Here is a 16,652-nt window from a genome sequence, read left to right as displayed (position 1 = left end):
CGGGAGCCGCGCATGCGCTATGCCATCGTCACCGAGACCTATCCACCGGAAGTCAACGGTGTAGCGCTGACCGTGCAAGGGTTGGAGCATGGCTTGCGCGCCCGCGGACACGACGTCGCCCTGGTGCGCCCGCGGCAGGCGACAGAGCGTGGCGACAGCGACGATGAACTGTTGGCGCCAGGCCTGCCGATCCCGCGCTACCCGGGCCTGCGCTTCGGCCTGCCGATCACGGGGCGTCTGGTCCGCCACTGGCGCTCACGCCGCCCCGACGCGATCTACGTGGCCACGGAGGGTCCGCTGGGCTGGTCGGCCGTGAGGGCGGCGCGACGCCTTGGCATACCGGTGGCGACCGGCTTCCACACCCGCTTCGACGAATACATGCGCGACTACGGCTTGGGTTTCCTCGGAGGCGCGGCGCTGGGATGGATGCGCCGCTTCCACAATGCGGCGAATGCGACGCTGGTGCCTACGCGTGAGCTGGCTGGCTTCCTCGGGCGCCAACGCTTCAGCAACGTGGTGCGGCTGTCGCGCGCGGTGGATACCACGCTTTTCCATCCCTCACGCCGCGATGAGGCCCTCCGCAAGGAATGGGACGTGGGCGCGGACGGACTGGCCGTGATCTACGTGGGGCGAATCGCGCCGGAGAAGAACCTTGAGCTTGCGGTGAAGGCGTTCCGCGCCGTGCAGACTTTGCGACCGGAAGCGCGATTCATCTGGGTCGGGGCCGGACCCGCGCAGGCGCGCCTGCAGCAAGCCAATCCCGACCTGGTCTTCGCCGGTGTGCACCGCGGCGAGGCCCTTGCACGGCACTTCGCCAGTGGCGACCTGTTCCTGTTTCCCAGCCACAGCGAGACGTTCGGCAACGTCACGCTGGAGGCGATGGCCAGTGGCGTGGCAACGGTGGCCTTCGATTACGGCGCCGCGCGGGAGCACCTGAAGGATGGCGTGCACGGCGCGGCGGTGGCACGCGGCGACGATGCACGCTTCGTCCGCGAAGCGGTGCGTATCGCCAGCGACGATTCGCTGCGCGATGCGATGGCGCGCACTGCGCGGCGTGCGGTGGAAGGCCTGCGCCCCGAACAGGTGGCGTCCGATTTCGACGACATCCTGCAGAGCCTGCGGGCGGGAGGACGCGATGCATCGACTGCCATGGCGTGAGCGCTTCGTCGCCGGCGAATCCGGCTGGTGCCTGCGGATCAACCGCCTGTGCGCGAAAGGAGTCTCGCGGGCGTACTTCGCCGCGATCAGCAGGCTGGGCGACGGTGTCTTCTGGTACGTGCTGATGGGCGTATTGGTCGTGGCCGAGGGCATCGACGGACTGGCGGCGTCCGCGCATCTGGCCGCCACGGGCGTGATCGCACTCACGCTGTATCGGGCGTTGAAGCGCTGGACTCGACGGCCCCGCCCGTTCGCCTCGGATCGGCGCATCCAGGCGTGGGTCGCGCCGCTGGACGAATTCAGCTTCCCCAGCGGCCATACGCTGCACGCGGTGGCCTTCACCCTGGTGGCGATGGCGCATTACCCGGGACTGGGCTGGCTGCTGGTGCCGTTTAGCGCGAGCGTGGCTACGTCGCGCGTGGCACTGGGTCTGCATTACCCCAGCGACGTGCTGGCGGCAACGGGGATTGGTTCCGCGTTGGCCGCGTTGTCACTGTGGCTGGTCCCCGGCGTGTCGTTGTTCGCCTGAGGTCACTGCCTCAACTGAAAGGCGTCAACCGCGCGCGGGTGACTTCTGGCCGCCACTGGCCGGGCCAGTCTCGGTCGACGGCCACCTGCGCCTGCGCGCGGGTCGCCTGCAGGGCGAGGAAGTCCAGGTCCGCTACCGCCCAGCGCTGCGCGCCTTCGGTCCGTGCCAGCACGCCATCGGCTGGTAATCCCACGTCCATGGGCGCGTAGACCGCGGCTTCACCGGTGTTTTCGTCGAGTGCGGGGCTCCAGGGAGCTTGGCCGGCCGTGACGGACTGCGCAACGAAGCACCGGTTCTCCAAAGCGCGCGCCATGCATCCCACGCGAACCCGCGTGGCCCCGGCCTCGGTGTCGGTGCAACTGGGCACCAGCAGCAGGCGTGCGCCCGCCTCGCACTGCGCCCGCACCGGCAGCGGGAACTCGCTGTCGTAGCAGATGGCCGTGGCCGCACGCGCCTCGCCCACGTCGAAAACCTTGAGCGCGTCACCGGGCTCGATGATGCCCGTCGCCTTCTCGAACCCGGTGAGTTGCAGCTTGTCCTGCCAGACATGCCTGCCATCGGGCGCGAACAGGTAGCTGCGGTTGCGGTAGCGGGCCAGGCCCGTATCGAGCAGGAAGCTGCCCGCCACCACGTGCAGGCCCCACCGCTGGGCCAAGTCGGAAAACAGTGCCATCCAGCGCGGGTGGTATTCCTGCGTGGCTGCCAGTGACGCGAGCAGGTCGGATTGCACCGGAGTGCCAAAGCTGGCCGCCAGTTCCAGCGACAGATACTCAGGCAGCACCGCCAGGGACGCGCCTGCAGAGCTCGCTTCAGCCAGCCACGTTGCCTGCTTGCTGGCGAACGCTTCGAAGTCGGCCGGAGCGTCGATCATGTACTTGGCTACGGCAACCTTCACCAGAACACCTCCAGGGGCCGGAGCCAACAAGTCAGAGTATGGGGCACGTCACCGTCGCCCCCCACCTCGGGCCACGGCAGCGCCACCTGCATGCCGGCCACCGGGGTGTAACCGCGCTTGCGCCAGAACACGTCGTTGTCGCGATGCCCGTGCGGGCGGCGTGGATCGGCCGGATCACGGTCCACCGCGCAGAAGGCCGTCCACGCAAAGCCGCCCAGCGCCCGCGCGTGGGCCTCGCGCTCATCGAAGAACCGATGGCCCAATCCCTGGCCACGATAGGCTGGCAACAGCACCGACTCACCGCAATAGAAAACGGTCTCCGGTCGGAAGCCCCCCGCAGCAAAGGGGCTGATGAAGGCTTGCGATTCCTCCGCCAGCGGCAGGCCGGTCGATGCACCCACGACCTGTGCACCATCGAAGGCAAGTATCACGACGCTGCGCTTGCTGCGCGTGTACACCTGCAGGTATTCGGCTTCGTAGGCGATGTTGCCGGCGTACAGATAGGGCCACTCCCCGAATACCTGGGTGCGCAGGCGGGCCAGATCATCCACGTAGGGGGCGATGGCTTCGCCCACCAACGTGCGGACCGTGATCGATCGTGCATTCATGGCGGGGATTCTAGGTCAGGCGGCGGCGAGGGGGGCCGTGGCGCCCGCCCGGTACCAGTCCACCTTGCGGGTGGCGATCATGATGGCGGCCAGGATCGCGAACAGCAGCAGCGAACCCATCAGCAACGCATTGTCCTCGGAGATCAGCAGGCCAAACAAGGCGGCATACAGCGCGCCGAGCATCAGGGCGAACCCTCCACCGCGCAGGACGCTGCCCAGGACGTGGCACAGGTAATACCCGATCAGGCCCACGCATGCGGCACTCGCCAGCGCATAGGCCAAGGCAAACGCAACATGTTCGCTCAAGCTGACCAGCAGCAGGAAGAAGATCGACAGCGCGAGCCCGACCAGCCCGTACTGGATGGGGTGGATGCGCAACTGCAGCAGCAACTCCAGCATGAAGAAGCCGACGAATGTCAGCAGCACGAACAGGATGCCGTACTTGATGGCGCGATCGGCCTGCGTGTACGCGTTGACCGGATCGACCAGGGAGACGCTGACGGCATCGACCCCACTGGTCAGGCTTCGCCCGCCGAGGTACTGGCGCTGCGCATCCGCCGCCAATGCGGATATCTCCCAATGGGCAGAGAACCCGTCGGCGCCGATGCGCGGCTGGCGCGCGGGGAACTTGCCGGCCAGTCGCGGATGCGGCCAGCTGGAGGCCAGCGCGAAGCGATTCTGCTGGCCCATGGGCGCCAGGGACAACGATTCCGTGCCGCCCAATACCAGGTCCAGGCGCGTCGTCAGCTGCATCCGGGACCCGGGCAACGGCGCGGGCAGCCTTGCATGCAGGCCGGAACCATCGCGGGCACCCTGCCCCTGCAGGACCGCGACCGGCGCGCCGTTCACGCTTAGTCGCGGTGTCCCCACCAGCCCGCGCACATCGGCGATGCCGTAGCTCAACCACGGCCGACCAATGCGGCGGTTGGCCACGGGATCGGTTGCGGCTGGAATGTCGAAGGAAAAGCGCGCGTCGGCCCGCCCCGCCCACTCGTAAACCCGCACCGCATGCAGTCCCAACCGCCGGGTGGACGGCTTGATCGGCCCACCCACCTCCACCGTGTCCGGGAAGAAGATCCACTGTCGCTGCTCGTCGCGGCGCATCTTGCGCGGGCCGCCGTCCGCATGGGCAGCATCGACTTCCACCGATTCGGTGTATGGGATGACCAGGACTGGCCCGCCGAACACCTGCGCCGCAGCAAAGGTTCCTGAGATCTGCTCCACCGCCTCGGCCCGATTGCGCTGCCGGTCGTCGATGACGCCATCGATCAGCGCCAACGGCACCAGGATCGCCAGTGTCATCGCGAAGACAAAAGCCAACTTGATCCAGAACCGCATGTCCCGCTCCTTGCGTGGTTTGGCAGTCAGGATCAGGGCTGTCGGTGCGCGGCCGATGTCGCGACGGTGAAGTGGGAGTGAAGTGCGCGTCACTCGGCTGGGCGACACGCATCGCCCGGCAAGGTGACAATGTGGTGAGGCGCTGGGGCGGGCGCGTGCGTCGCCGCGGCGTCAGCTCATCCCTGCGACGCCAACGGCAGCTCAAGCGTGGCGACTGCCCCGCCCCCTTCGCGGTTGTCCAGTGACGCGTGCCCGCCGTGAAGATCCGCGACCTCCGAGACGAAACACAGGCCCAGGCCGCTACTGCGGCTGCCCCCGTCGGGGCGCGGCAGGGAATAAAAGCGTTCGAACACCCGTTCGCGTGCGTAATCGGGCACGCCAGGGCCGCGATCGAGCACTTCGAAGCGCGCGCGCCCGGCGGCGGGCTGCAGATGCACCTCGACCACGCCGCCGGGCGGCGAGAAATCGAGTGCATTCTCGACGAGGTTGTGCAGGGCCTGGCGCAGCAGGAAGGCATCCCCGAGCACGGTCAACTCGGTCGATGGCAACGACAGGCGAATTCGTCCTTCGCCCTTCGCCCCGCGGGTGCCGCACTCCTCCAGCACGTCCTGCGCGAGGGCCGACAGCGCCACCAGTTCCGGCCGCTCCAGTCGTTGGCGGTGCTCGACAGCCGCAAGCGCGAGCAACTTGTCGATCATCTGCGCCATCCGCTCCCCCTGCCCGCGGATGTTGCCGACGAAGCGGGCGCGGTCGGCCTCCGCCAACGGAGCCTCCAGCAGCTCGGCGCTGCCGCGGATCGCCGCCAGGGGTGCCTTCAACTCGTGCGCCAGGGTGTGCACGTAGTGCTCCACGTACTGCTTGCCGTCCAGGCGGGCGCGCATCGTCTCCAGCGCGCGCCCCAGTTCTCCAAACTCACCGGGCACGGCCGGCAACACGACGCGCTCACCGGCGGTGGCGGCTTGTGCGTAGCGGCGCAAGCGACCAAGTTGGCGGGACAACCACCACGCCGCCAGCAGCCCGATCAGCAGCGACACCCCCATCAGCACCATGCCCCAGCGCAGCACCTTGAGCTGGCTGCGCTCTATGAAGGGCGCGATGGAGCGATTCGGCTTGGCCACGGTCAGTACGCCCGCGATCCTGCCCTGGCCATCGCGAATCGGCGCGGCCACGTGCATCACGCTGGAGTCCGGGTCGTTCGGGTCGGCCAGGGTCGAGCGTGCGCCGTAGCGCCCCTGCAGTGTCAGGTAGACGTCATTCCAGCGCGAGTAGTCCTTGCCCAACGCGCCGGGGTGGCCGTCCCGTGCGTCGGTATCGAACACCACCACGCCGTTGGCATTGGTCACGTAGACCCGGTATTGGCTCGCGCGCTTCTGGAAGCCCCAGATCTGCGCGCCAAAATCCCGGCCGGACAAGCCCCGCAACCGGCTGGCGAAACGACCGTCATTGATCCGGCCCGCGAGCAGGTCATCGGTGGCCAACTCGGCCAGCACGTTGGCCGTGTCCACCAGCGTGTCTTCCATCGCCTGGCGCACGCCGGGCTTGACCTCGGCGACGAACACGCGCCCCAGCAGCAGCGCCGCCATCGCGACGACGAGGAAGTATCCGAGGAAGATCCGTAGACCGATCTTCACGGCGACGTCAGTCCACCACCAGCGAATAGCCCAGCCCGCGATGCGTCCGGATCGGGTCGGGCGCTTCAGAATCCACCATGCGCAGTTTGGCTCGCAAGGTCTTGATGTGGGTGTCGATGGTGCGGTCACTGCTTTCCAGCGAGTCACCCCACACCCGGTCCATCAGCTGTGCACGCGACAGCACCGCACCGGGACGGTGCAGCAATTGCGCCAGCAGGCCGTATTCGTAGCGCGTCAAATCCAGCGCACGCCCGCGGTAACGGATGCGATGCCCTTCGGTGTCATGTTCAAACCCGGCGACGGCATGGCAACCATTCTGCGTGGGTGCCTGCGTGCGCCGGAGCACCACCCGCACCCGCGCCACCAGCTCGCGCAACGAGAACGGTTTGGCCACGTAGTCGTCCGCGCCGATCTCCAGCCCGAGGACACGGTCCGCCTCGGCCGCCTGCGCGGTCAGGAAGATCACCGGCAGGTCCCGCGCACGCCTCAGCTCTCGGCAGAGTGCGAACCCGCCCATGTCGGGCAGGCCCACGTCGAGGATGGCCAGATCGAAGCCTTCCGTGCCCGCCAGGCGCAGCGCATCGCCAGCGGTCAGGCAATGGGAAACGGCCAGGCCATCGGCACGCAGGGCGTACACCACGGTCTCGGCGATCGCCGCCTCATCTTCGACCAGCAGGATCCGCGGCATCGTGGCCCTCGGCGGTGGGTATGCCCGCATTAGAGCAAGCCCGGCGGTCGACGGGCTACCCTATGCGCATGAACTATCGCCACGCGTTCCATGCCGGCAACCACGCCGACGTCCTCAAGCACCTGACCGTGCTGGCCCTTTGCGATGCGCTGACCGCCAAGCCGGCGCCGGTTTTCGCCCTCGACACCCACGCCGGACGCGGCCTGTACGCGCTGGACAGCAACTCCGCCCAGCGCACCGGCGAGGCCCAGGGTGGCATTGGCCGGCTGGCGGCCGAAGCCCCCGCCGACCCGCTGGTGCAGCGCTACCTGCAAGCCGTGCGCGCCTGCCGCAACGAGCACGGCGCGGCCGCCTACCCGGGCTCACCCTGGCTGTTGGCGCACGCCCTGCGCGAACAGGACCGCATCGCCGCCTGCGAGCTGCACCCCGAAGAAGCCGGCCAGCTCAAGGCCAATTTCGCCCGTGAACCCCGCGTGGCCGTGCACGAGCGTGACGGCTACGCAGCCATGAAGGCCATGTTGCCCCCCCGGATCGGTGCGGTGAAGTTCGCGCGCGGCCTGGTGCTGGTGGACCCGCCTTACGAAGCGCAGTTGGATGAGTTCGACGCGATCATCGGCGGACTGCGCGACGCTTTGACCCGCTGGCCGCAGGGCATTTTCGCCGTGTGGTATCCGATCAAGCTGCGGCGCGCGCTGCAGCCGTTCTTCCGTCGCGCCGCGACGCTGCCGGCGAAATCGTCGCTGCTGGCCGAACTGATGGTGCGCGAAGACGATTCGCCGCTGCGCATGAACGGCAGCGGCATGCTGGTGGTCAATCCGCCGTGGCAGCTGGACCAGCAGCTCAAGCCGGCATTGGCGAAGGTGGCCAAGGTGCTGGCGGAAACCGCCGGCGCGAGTGCACGCGTGGAGTGGCTGAAGACCGAGCGCTGAGACTGCCGGGAGTCGGCGCCTGCCCGGCCGCTACAGCGACTGCACCATCCATCCCGTGAGGGCCGCCCCGGCTACCACCAGCGGCACCGGCCAGCGCCAGCGTGCCAGGCCCAGGTATGCCAGCAGCGCGATCGCGCCGGCCAGGACGTTCTCCTGCCAGGACTGCGACATGCCGAGCCGCCAGCCAAACCAGAGCGCCAGGCTGGCGATCACGCCGACGACGGCGGCAGTGATGCCCGCAAGCATCGCCGCCGTCCAACGCCACGTTGCGATGCGCTCGATCCACGGTGCCGCGGTCAGCACGAACAGGAAGCTGGGCAGGAAAGTGGCCCACAGCGTCACCGCCGCCCCCAGCAGTGCCGACGCCAGCGGTGAGGCCAAGTCCGGATGCTGCCATCCGCCGACGAAGCCCACGAATTCGAGTACCAGGATCAGCGGTCCCGGCGTGGTCTCGGCCAGCCCCAGCCCCGCCAACATCTGGGTCGCATTGAGCCAACCGTGCTGATTCACGGCCTGCTCGGCCACGTAAGGCAACACCGCATACGCGCCGCCCACGGTCACCAGCGCCGCCTTGCTGAAGAACACGCCCATGCCGAACGCGGTGCTGTCCCAACCCAGGGTCGTACCCAATAGCGCGATGGGCGCCAGCCACAGCAGTGCGCAGATAAGGCCGGTGCGCAGTGCCGTCACGCCTGACGCCCGCACGCCCATGGTGACCGGGGCCAAGAGGGTCGCATGCCCCATTCCAGCCAACCAGCCGGGCCGCCAGCGCGAGACGACCCAACCGGCCAAGGCCGACGCGAGCAGCAGCAGGGGAAACGGCCACCGCAGCCAGCCAATGGCTACCAGGGCCAGCAGGGCCAATGTCAGTGCGAATGGCGTGCGCAGCACGCGAGTGCCGACCCGCTGCACGGCATGCACGATCAGGCCCAGCACGGCGGCCTGCAGGCCAAAGACCACGCCCGCCACCCCAGGCACGTCGCCAAAGCGCATGTACGCCCACGCCAATCCCGCCAACAGCACGGCTGCCGGCAGCACGAACAGGGTCCCGGCGACCACGCCCCCGCGCATGCCGTGCAGCCGCCAACCGAGCCACGTGGCCAACTGCATCGCCTCGGGCCCCGGCAGCAACATGCAGAAGTTCAGCCCGCGCAGGAAGGTGGCTTCATCCACCCAGCGGCGCTTGTCGACCAGCTCTGTGTGCATGATCGCGATCTGCCCCGCGGGCCCACCGAAACTGATCCACCCCAGGACCAGCCAGAAGCGCAATGCCTGGGCGAAGGTAGGCGATGACACCCCGTCCGGGACCGGCGGTCCAACGCCTTCCATGTGTAAGCACCAGATGAAGATCGGATTAACCCTAGTGTGCCAATATCCGCCCATGGCTGCGCGAGAACGACTCCCCCCCTGGCACGAACGCATCGTGCTCCCCAATCGTCGCGAAGTGCTCATCCGTCCGATCCGTCCGGAGGACGCCGAGCCGATTCGTGCCAGCTTCGGCTTGCTGCAACCCGAAGAGGTCCGGCAGCGGTTCCTGTACTCGCTGACCGAACTCACCTCGGAGATGGCGGATCGCTTCACCCGCCTCAATCCGAAAACCGAGTTCGCCCTCGTCGCGGCCGAGCCGCTGCCGCCGGGCGAAGCCTTGGTAGGCGCGGTCGCGCGCATCGCCATCGATGACAACGGCAAGGACGCCGAGTACGCGATCCTGGTCAGTCACTTCATTTCGCACATGGGCCTGGGGCGCTACCTGATGACCCGGCTGGTGAAATGGGCGCGCGGCAAGAAGGTCGAGCGCATCTACGGCGACGTGTTCGAGCACAACCTGCCCATGCTGCAACTGGCGGAGTCGCTCGGGTTCAAGCGGGAGTTCCAGCAGGATGCTCCCGGTCTCGTGCGCGTGGTGCTGAACCTGAACGACGCGAAGGACGACTGAGGCCACTACACTCCCGGGGCCACGGCCCACCAGACCACGGCACGCCCTGATTCCCGGCAGCCCGCTGGTGTCCGCATGCCCCTTACCCCGGCAGCCCATTGGCGTCCGCGGCCTCCATTGACGGCGGTCCACCAGACCCGCTCGCGTAAACTGGCGACTTTGACGCTGGCGGCCAGTCCGCCGGCGACGCTGATGTTTTCCCGGGATTGCACCTGATGTCCAAACCGCGTTTCCCCACCCCGCCCCTGCCGAAGCCGGGCCAGGCCCGCGCCTGGTGGAAGCAGCCGGCCTCACCGTCGGCGCTGGCCTTCCATCTGGCGACCGCCGCCGCGGCGCATGCGGGGCCGTTGCTGGTGGTCGCCAAGGACAACCACAGCGCGCACCAGCTGGAGTCCGACCTGCACACACTGCTGGCAGGGCAGGCGGACATCGCGGTACTGGCGTTCCCCGACTGGGAGACCCTGCCGTACGACATCTTCAGCCCCCACCCGGACATCGTCTCGCAGCGTCTGGCGGCCTTGCACCGCCTGCCCTCGCTGCAGCGCGGCATCGTGGTGGTCCCCGTGCATTCGCTGCTGCAGCGGTTGGCGCCGGTGCGGCACCTGGTGGGCGGCAGCTTCGACGTGCGCGTGGGCCAGCGCCTGGACCTGGACGCGGAGAAGCGCAGGTTGGAATCGGCTGGCTATCGCAACGTGCCGCAGGTGCTGGACCCGGGTGACTTTGCCGTGCGCGGCGGCCTGCTCGACGTCTACCCGATGGGCGCGGACATGCCGTTCCGGGTGGAGTTGCTGGACGACGAGATCGACACCATCCGCGGCTTCGATCCCGAATCGCAGCGTTCGCTGGACAAGATCGATGCGGTCAAGCTGCTGCCGGGCCGCGAGGTACCGCTGGACGAAGCCGCGCTCAAGCGCGCAATGGACGGCCTGCGCGAGCGCTTCGATCTGGATACCCGGCGCAGCGCGCTGTACCAGGACTTGAAGGCCGGCGCTGCGCCGGCAGGCATCGAGTACTACCTGCCGCTGTTCTTCGAGCAGACCTCCACCCTGTTCGATTACCTGGCCACATCTGCGCTACCGGTGATCGCCGATGGCGCGCTGGATGCCGCCGACCAGTTCTGGCACCAGACCGGCGAGCGCTACGAGCAGCGCCGCCACGACATCGAGCGCCCCATCCTGCCGCCGGATGCGCTGTACCTCTCGCCGCAGCAGCTACGCGAGCGGCTCAACCAGGGCGATCGTGTCGAAGTGTGTGGGGAAGGCCACCCACAGCGCGAACGCGCCCATGCGCTCGGTGACCAGCCGGCGCCGACGCTGCCGATCGCGGCGAAAGACGCCGTGCCCGGGGCTGCGCTGAAGTCCTTCCTGGGCAGCTATCCCGGTCGCGTGCTGGTGGCGGCGGACTCGCCGGGCCGCCGCGAGGCACTGCTTGAGCTCATGGCGGCGGCCGAACTGCAGCCGACCGTGCTGGCCGATTGGGCCACGTTTGCGGCAGCAACGCCTTTCGATGGCGGCACGTCCGCAGTTCGCCCCGAGGGCCAAGCCCCGGGCACCGCCCCGCGCTTCGCCATCGCCGTCGCGCCGTTCGATGACGGCTTCGCCATCGACGCGCCCGCCATCGCGGTACTCACCGAGCGCCAGCTCTTCCCCGACCGCGCCGCGCAGCCACGCCGCCGCAAGCGCGCGGGCCGCGAGCCGGAAGCGATCATCCGCGACCTGGGCGAACTGAGCGAGGGCGCACCCATCGTCCACGAGGACCACGGCGTCGGGCGCTACCGCGGCCTGATCGTGCTCGAGGCCGGTGGCGAGAAGGGCGAATACCTCGAGATCGAATATGCCAAGGGCGACCGCCTGTACGTGCCGGTCGCGCAACTGCACCTGATCAACCGCTACTCCGGCGCCTCGCCGGAGACAGCGCCGCTGCACTCGCTGGGCGGCGAGCAGTGGACCAAGGCCAAGCGCAAGGCGGCCGAGAAGGTGCGCGACGTGGCCGCCGAATTGCTGGAGATCCAGGCCAAGCGCCAAGCGCGCGCGGGGCTGGCCATCGACGTCGACCGGGCGATGTACGAGCCGTTCGCCGCGGCGTTTCCGTTCGAGGAGACGCCCGACCAGCACGCCTCCATCGAAGCGGTGATCCGCGACCTCGGCTCCAGCCAGCCGATGGACCGGGTGGTTTGCGGCGACGTGGGCTTCGGCAAGACCGAAGTAGCGGTGCGTGCGGCATTCGTGGCTGCCGCAGGTGGCAAGCAGGTGGCCGTGCTGGTGCCCACCACCCTCCTGGCGGAGCAGCACTACCGCAACTTCCGCGACCGTTTCGCCGACTGGCCGTTGAAGGTGGAGGTGCTGTCGCGCTTCAAATCCAAGAAGGAAATCGAGGCCGAACTGGCCAAGGTGGCCGAGGGCAAGATCGACGTGATCGTCGGCACCCACCGCCTGCTGCAGCCGGACGTGCGTTTCAAGGACCTCGGCCTGGTGATCGTGGACGAGGAACAACGCTTCGGCGTGCGGCAGAAGGAGGCCCTGAAGGCACTGCGCGCCAACGTGCACCTGCTTACCCTCACCGCCACCCCCATCCCGCGCACGCTCAACATGGCGATGGCCGGCCTGCGTGACCTGAGCATTATTGCTACTCCGCCGGCGCATCGTCTGGCGGTGCAGACCTTCGTGGTGCCGTGGGACGACGCGCAGCTCCGCGAGGCTTTCCAGCGCGAGCTGTCGCGCGGCGGCCAGATGTACTTCCTGCACAACGACGTGGAGAGCATCGGCCGCATGCAGCGCCAGCTGGAGGAGCTGGTGCCGGAGGCGCGCATCGGCGTGGCCCACGGCCAGATGCCGGAGCGCGAGCTGGAGCGGGTGATGCTCGACTTCCACAAGCAGCGCTTCAATGTGTTGCTGGCCTCGACCATCATCGAGTCGGGCATCGACATCCCCAACGCCAACACCATCGTTATCAACCGCGCCGACAAGTTCGGCCTGGCGCAGTTGCACCAGTTGCGCGGGCGCGTCGGCCGCAGCCACCACCGCGCGTACGCCTACCTCGTGGTGCCGGACAAGAAGTCGATCACCTCCGACGCGCGAAAGCGCCTGGAGGCTATCGCCGCCATGGACGAACTGGGCGCCGGCTTCACCCTCGCCACGCACGACCTGGAAATCCGCGGCGCCGGCGAACTGCTGGGCGAGGACCAGAGCGGACAGATGGCCGAAGTAGGCTTCAGCCTGTACACCGAACTGCTGGAACGCGCGGTCAACTCCATCAAGCAGGGCAAGCTGCCGGACGTGGACGGACACGAGGCGCGCGGCGCAGACGTCGAGCTGCATGTGCCCGCGCTGATCCCCGACGAGTACCTGCCCGACGTGCACACACGCCTCACCCTGTACAAGCGCATCAGCGGCGCGCGCAACCCAGAGGAACTGCGCGAACTGCAGGTGGAGATGATCGACCGCTTCGGCCTGCTCCCCGATCCGGCCAAGCACCTGTTCGCGGTCGCGGAACTGAAGCTGCAGGCCACCGCGCTGGGCATCCGCAAACTGGACATCGGCGCCACCGGCGGTCGCATCCAGTTCGTGGAGAAGCCCAACGTGGACCCGATGGCGATCATCCGCATGATCCAGGGCCAACCCAAGCTCTACCAGATGGACGGGCCGGACAAGCTGCGGTTGAAGCTGGAGCTGCCCGACGCGGCGGCGCGGCTCAATGCGGCGCGCGGGCTGTTCACAACGCTTCAGCCCGGCTGATCGCGCTTCGGCGGCGGCACGCCCGACGCGGCCCCCCCGCTGCGCGGGCCCAGCCCCGCGCGCCGTATGCTGTGTCCTCCTCTCTCTGGAGCCCCGGCCTTGACGCCCCTCACCACCGACCGCCTGCGCCTGCGTCGCCTCACTCTGGATGACGCACCTTTCATCCTCGACCTGGTGAACCAGCCTTCGTGGCTGGAGAACATCGGCGACAAGGGCGTGCATGACCTGGACGGCGCGCGCGACTACCTGCGCAACGGCCCGCTGGCGATGTACGAGGACCACGGCTTTGGCCTGTATTGCATCGAGCGCGCCGACGACGGCACGGCGATGGGCATGTGTGGCCTGATCAAGCGCGACACGCTGGACGACGTGGACATCGGCTACGCGCTGCTGCCGCAGTACTGGGGCCAGGGCTACGCGCGCGAGGCCGCGCACGCGACACTGGAGCACGCCGCGCGCGACTTCGGACTGCAGCGGGTGGTCGCCATCACCTCGCCGGGCAACGCCAGCTCCGCGCGGCTACTGGAAAGCCTCGGCTTCCGCTTCGAGCAGATGCTGTCGCTGTCCCGCGACGATGAGGTGAAGCTGTTCGGCTGGACTGCCGCGTAGGATCACCAAGCCACGCGCGCACGGCGTGGTCCACGGTCCACCCCTTCGGATGTCCTCACTGCCTCGCCGGAACCCCGATGCCCAATGCCGCCCGCACGTTGCGCCGTCCCCTCCTCGTCCTCGGCTCCGCCTTGCTTGCAACCACCGCCCTTGCAGGCTGTGCGACCTCTCCGCCACGCATGGTTAGCGGCACGCCGACGGTTATGGCACCGGGCCAGCGGGCCGTGTTGCCGGACCAGTCGGCCCTCACCTACGTGACGGTGGCCGCGGACTCACGCTGCCCGCCGAAGGTCCAGTGCATCCGCGCAGGCGATGCCGACGTGGTGTTCGAGCATCGGCCGGCCGGGGGCGACGCGCGACGCTTCACCCTCAACCTGCCCGAGGCGCCGATGGCGCCGGTCGGCGCGTTCACCCTGCGCATCCTGGCGCTGGAATTCGGCGAGCACCCCAAGGCCACCGTCCAGATCGACCCCGCGCGACCCTGACCACCTCCGCTCCGCGGCTGGGAACGCAGCGTTCCTTTGCAGTGGCGGCAACCGTGCGCGCATGGTGTCATCCTGTCCGTCTCCCCGACGGAGCAGTGCCATGACCACGATCATCGTCCCCCGCGTCCATGACCTCGGCGGTTTCCAGGTGCGCCGCGCGGTGCCCAGCCTGCAGGCGCGCTCGGTCGGGCCGTTCGTCTTCGTGGACCACATGGGACCGGCCGTGTTCGAGCCCGGCCACGGCATCGACGTGCGGCCGCACCCACATATCGGCCTGGCCACGGTCACCTTCCTCTGGTCCGGCACCATCACCCACCGCGACACGCTCGGCAGCCTGCAGGACATCAGTCCCGGGGACGTGAACTGGATGACCGCCGGCCGCGGCATCGCCCATTCCGAACGCACCCCCGCCGCCCTACGGGAGGGCGAGCACCCGCTGCACGGCATGCAGACCTGGGTGGCACTGCCGAAGTCGCAGGAGGAGGTTGCCCCGGCATTCTTCCACCATTCGGCCGAGACCCTGCCCCACCTGCGCCGCGACGGGGCCTGGCTGCGCGTGGTGGCCGGCCGCGCCTACGGCGAGGAATCGCCCGTGCAGGTGTTCAACGACACCCTGTACGTGGCCATCGATCTGGACGTGGACGCGGAGGTCCGCCTGGACGCCGGCCATGCCGAACGCGCGCTCTACGTGCTGGAGGGCGACGCGCAACTGGACGGCACCGACATCCCAGAACGGCATCTGGTGGTGCTGGATCCCGGCGTCACCCACCGGCTGTTCGCCCGGAGCCCGGTAAAGGCCATGCTGCTGGGCGGCGAGCCGCTGGATGGCCCACGCCACCTGTGGTGGAACTTCGTCTCATCGTCCCGTGAGCGGATCGAACAGGCCAAGCTGGACTGGGTCGAAGGCCGTTTCGGGCCGGTCCCCGGCGATGACGAGTTCATCCCCCTGCCCGACCGCTGACCGGTGCGGGGCGACCGCTCGGCGGTTGCATCCGAAACTGATTGTTAGCTATTTGTCAATGACCCCATTTGTGCTTTATGGTCGAAATCACAGCCGCGTCGCGGCTGTGTCCAGGGGGAACGACCATGATCAAGCCAATCCTTTGTCTGACTTTGATGGTTGCGGCGGGGGCCGCCCAGGCGCAGGAGGCTGCCGGCTGTCCGAAACTGCCCGATAACGCGGTCCTGGCGTGGGAACACCGCGCCGGCGCCGGCACCGACTTCTGCCGCGCGCTGCGGGCCGATGGCACGGAGGCATTCGGGGTGTACATCGCGGCGAAGGCGCCGTTCGAGCCCAAGCGTGGCAACCGCGTCGAGCAGGACACCATCGATGGCCACGCCATCTACTGGTACCGCAGCGAAGTTGCCGGCCGGCCCAACGTGGAAACACGCGAGACGCTGGTGCAACTGCCAGACGGCCGCGTGGCCCACATCTGGCTGCAGGCCAGTTCGGCAGATGGGCTCAAGGAAGAAATCGCCACCGCTCGCGGCCTGCGCTTCCAGACCGAGCGGCTCAGCAGCAATTGACGCCCGCACGACCCCAGGCCGCGTCCGTCGACGCGGCCTGGTAATCAGTTGCCGGACAACCCGAGGCTGCCCGGACGACGTTCAGCGCGTGTAGACATACACCGTCGCCGGCGGCACGTTGCGCAGAACGAATGCGCCGCGTCGCACCTGCAAGCCCAGTTCGGCCGCCACGTCCTCGGCCACCGGCGCGGCGGGGCCATAGGTGAACTGGATGAAGCGGCCGTCCGCGCGCATGCACTCGAATGCCGCGGCCATGACCCCGCGCTGGAGTTCGCGTGGCATGGACAGCAGTCCCAGCCCGGACACCACGGCATCCGCAGGGCCGGCTGCCAAGTAGTCGGCCGCGATGTGCGACAGGTCGCTTGCGTCGCCTTCCACGATGCGAACCCGTGGGAAGCGCGCGCTCAAGTGGGCATGCAGCTCTTCGTTGAGCTCCACCACCAGCAGGCCGTCGACGCCGATGCCGGCCTCCAGCAGTGCGGCGGTGACCGCGCCGGTACCGCCACCCAGTTCAATCACGCGGCGGGCGTTGGGGGGTAGCTCTTGCAGCATTGCCTTGGCGAGTTCGGCACTGGACGGTGCCAC

Annotated in this window: 16 protein-coding genes; 9 read left to right on the top strand and 7 right to left on the bottom strand. The window is 68.5% G+C overall.

Annotated features, from left to right (window positions below; translation table 11 throughout):
- Positions 1–12: 12 nt before the first annotated feature.
- On the top strand, positions 13–1,158 hold the full coding sequence (locus AC3ARF_RS04720) for a glycosyltransferase family 4 protein (protein ID WP_498930758.1): 1,146 nt from the start codon (positions 13–15) through the stop codon (positions 1,156–1,158).
- Complete coding sequence (locus AC3ARF_RS04715) at positions 1,136–1,687, top strand: phosphatase PAP2 family protein (protein WP_498930756.1); 552 nt, start codon at positions 1,136–1,138, stop codon at positions 1,685–1,687. The genes AC3ARF_RS04720 and AC3ARF_RS04715 overlap by 23 nt, the downstream gene beginning before the upstream one ends.
- A 10-nt stretch (positions 1,688–1,697) precedes the next feature.
- On the opposite strand, the gene AC3ARF_RS04710 is transcribed toward AC3ARF_RS04715, so the two are convergent.
- The 5 genes from AC3ARF_RS04710 to creB form a co-directional block, all read right to left on the bottom strand.
- Positions 1,698–2,582, bottom strand: coding sequence for a carbon-nitrogen hydrolase family protein (locus AC3ARF_RS04710; RefSeq protein ID WP_498930754.1), 885 nt, complete (start codon positions 2,580–2,582; stop codon positions 1,698–1,700).
- Entirely contained in the window at positions 2,579–3,190 is a 612-nt protein-coding gene (locus AC3ARF_RS04705; RefSeq protein WP_498930752.1) for a GNAT family N-acetyltransferase, read from the bottom strand. Before AC3ARF_RS04705 ends, AC3ARF_RS04710 begins: the two co-directional genes overlap by 4 nt.
- 15 nt (positions 3,191–3,205) lie before the next feature.
- Positions 3,206–4,528 (bottom strand): cell envelope integrity protein CreD, encoded by a 1,323-nt coding sequence (gene creD, locus AC3ARF_RS04700; protein WP_498930750.1) that lies wholly within the window; start codon positions 4,526–4,528, stop codon positions 3,206–3,208.
- 176 nt (positions 4,529–4,704) lie between these two features.
- Entirely contained in the window at positions 4,705–6,159 is a 1,455-nt protein-coding gene (gene creC, locus AC3ARF_RS04695) for a two-component system sensor histidine kinase CreC (RefSeq protein ID WP_498930748.1), read from the bottom strand.
- A gap of 7 nt (positions 6,160–6,166) precedes the next feature.
- On the bottom strand, positions 6,167–6,847 hold the full coding sequence (gene creB, locus AC3ARF_RS04690; protein WP_498930746.1) for a two-component system response regulator CreB: 681 nt from the start codon (positions 6,845–6,847) through the stop codon (positions 6,167–6,169).
- Positions 6,848–6,915: 68 nt separating this feature from the next.
- Here creB and AC3ARF_RS04685 point away from each other — a divergent pair, with 68 nt between their 5' ends.
- Positions 6,916–7,776 carry a 23S rRNA (adenine(2030)-N(6))-methyltransferase RlmJ gene (locus AC3ARF_RS04685; RefSeq protein WP_498930744.1) on the top strand — a complete coding sequence of 287 codons (861 nt, stop codon included), beginning with the start codon at positions 6,916–6,918 and terminating at the stop codon, positions 7,774–7,776.
- Positions 7,777–7,806: 30 nt separating this feature from the next.
- On the opposite strand, the gene chrA is transcribed toward AC3ARF_RS04685, so the two are convergent.
- On the bottom strand, positions 7,807–9,105 hold the full coding sequence (chrA, locus tag AC3ARF_RS04680) for a chromate efflux transporter (protein ID WP_498930742.1): 1,299 nt from the start codon (positions 9,103–9,105) through the stop codon (positions 7,807–7,809).
- Between the two features lie 52 nt (positions 9,106–9,157).
- Here chrA and AC3ARF_RS04675 point away from each other — a divergent pair, with 52 nt between their 5' ends.
- The 6 genes from AC3ARF_RS04675 to AC3ARF_RS04650 all read left to right on the top strand — a co-directional run bounded on the left by AC3ARF_RS04675 (position 9,158) and on the right by AC3ARF_RS04650 (position 16,067).
- The gene (locus AC3ARF_RS04675; RefSeq protein WP_498930740.1) at positions 9,158–9,712 is read left to right on the top strand and encodes a GNAT family N-acetyltransferase; all 555 of its coding nucleotides are present in this window, start codon (positions 9,158–9,160) and stop codon (positions 9,710–9,712) included.
- A gap of 215 nt (positions 9,713–9,927) precedes the next feature.
- Positions 9,928–13,446: a transcription-repair coupling factor gene (gene mfd, locus AC3ARF_RS04670; RefSeq protein ID WP_498930738.1), complete on the top strand. Its 3,519-nt coding sequence runs from the start codon at positions 9,928–9,930 to the stop codon at positions 13,444–13,446.
- A 99-nt stretch (positions 13,447–13,545) separates the two neighbouring features.
- On the top strand, positions 13,546–14,055 hold the full coding sequence (locus tag AC3ARF_RS04665) for a GNAT family N-acetyltransferase (protein ID WP_498930736.1): 510 nt from the start codon (positions 13,546–13,548) through the stop codon (positions 14,053–14,055).
- A gap of 203 nt (positions 14,056–14,258) precedes the next feature.
- The gene (locus AC3ARF_RS04660) at positions 14,259–14,540 is read left to right on the top strand and encodes a hypothetical protein (RefSeq protein ID WP_498930734.1); all 282 of its coding nucleotides are present in this window, start codon (positions 14,259–14,261) and stop codon (positions 14,538–14,540) included.
- A gap of 100 nt (positions 14,541–14,640) precedes the next feature.
- Positions 14,641–15,501, top strand: a complete 861-nt coding sequence (locus AC3ARF_RS04655) for a pirin family protein (protein WP_498930732.1) — start codon at positions 14,641–14,643, stop codon at positions 15,499–15,501.
- 125 nt (positions 15,502–15,626) lie between these two features.
- Positions 15,627–16,067 (top strand): hypothetical protein, encoded by a 441-nt coding sequence (locus tag AC3ARF_RS04650; RefSeq protein WP_498930730.1) that lies wholly within the window; start codon positions 15,627–15,629, stop codon positions 16,065–16,067.
- 81 nt (positions 16,068–16,148) lie between these two features.
- On the opposite strand, the gene AC3ARF_RS04645 is transcribed toward AC3ARF_RS04650, so the two are convergent.
- Positions 16,149–16,652, bottom strand: a complete 504-nt coding sequence (locus tag AC3ARF_RS04645; RefSeq protein ID WP_498930728.1) for a class I SAM-dependent methyltransferase — start codon at positions 16,650–16,652, stop codon at positions 16,149–16,151.

The sequence above is a fragment of the Lysobacter sp. KACC 24251 genome (genome assembly GCF_057747755.1).
This window is presented reverse-complemented; position numbering and strand designations above follow the sequence as displayed.

Coding starts and splice junctions, on each gene's coding strand:
- AC3ARF_RS04720 (WP_498930758.1), top strand. CDS start 13: ATGCGCTATGCCATCGTCACCGAGACCTATCCACCGGAAGTCAACGGT.
- AC3ARF_RS04715 (WP_498930756.1), top strand. CDS start 1,136: ATGCATCGACTGCCATGGCGTGAGCGCTTCGTCGCCGGCGAATCCGGC.
- AC3ARF_RS04705 (WP_498930752.1), bottom strand. CDS start 3,190: ATGAATGCACGATCGATCACGGTCCGCACGTTGGTGGGCGAAGCCATC.
- creD (WP_498930750.1), bottom strand. CDS start 4,528: ATGCGGTTCTGGATCAAGTTGGCTTTTGTCTTCGCGATGACACTGGCG.
- creB (WP_498930746.1), bottom strand. CDS start 6,847: ATGCCGCGGATCCTGCTGGTCGAAGATGAGGCGGCGATCGCCGAGACC.
- AC3ARF_RS04685 (WP_498930744.1), top strand. CDS start 6,916: ATGAACTATCGCCACGCGTTCCATGCCGGCAACCACGCCGACGTCCTC.
- chrA (WP_498930742.1), bottom strand. CDS start 9,105: ATGGAAGGCGTTGGACCGCCGGTCCCGGACGGGGTGTCATCGCCTACC.
- AC3ARF_RS04675 (WP_498930740.1), top strand. CDS start 9,158: ATGGCTGCGCGAGAACGACTCCCCCCCTGGCACGAACGCATCGTGCTC.
- mfd (WP_498930738.1), top strand. CDS start 9,928: ATGTCCAAACCGCGTTTCCCCACCCCGCCCCTGCCGAAGCCGGGCCAG.
- AC3ARF_RS04660 (WP_498930734.1), top strand. CDS start 14,259: ATGGCACCGGGCCAGCGGGCCGTGTTGCCGGACCAGTCGGCCCTCACC.
- AC3ARF_RS04655 (WP_498930732.1), top strand. CDS start 14,641: ATGACCACGATCATCGTCCCCCGCGTCCATGACCTCGGCGGTTTCCAG.
- AC3ARF_RS04650 (WP_498930730.1), top strand. CDS start 15,627: ATGATCAAGCCAATCCTTTGTCTGACTTTGATGGTTGCGGCGGGGGCC.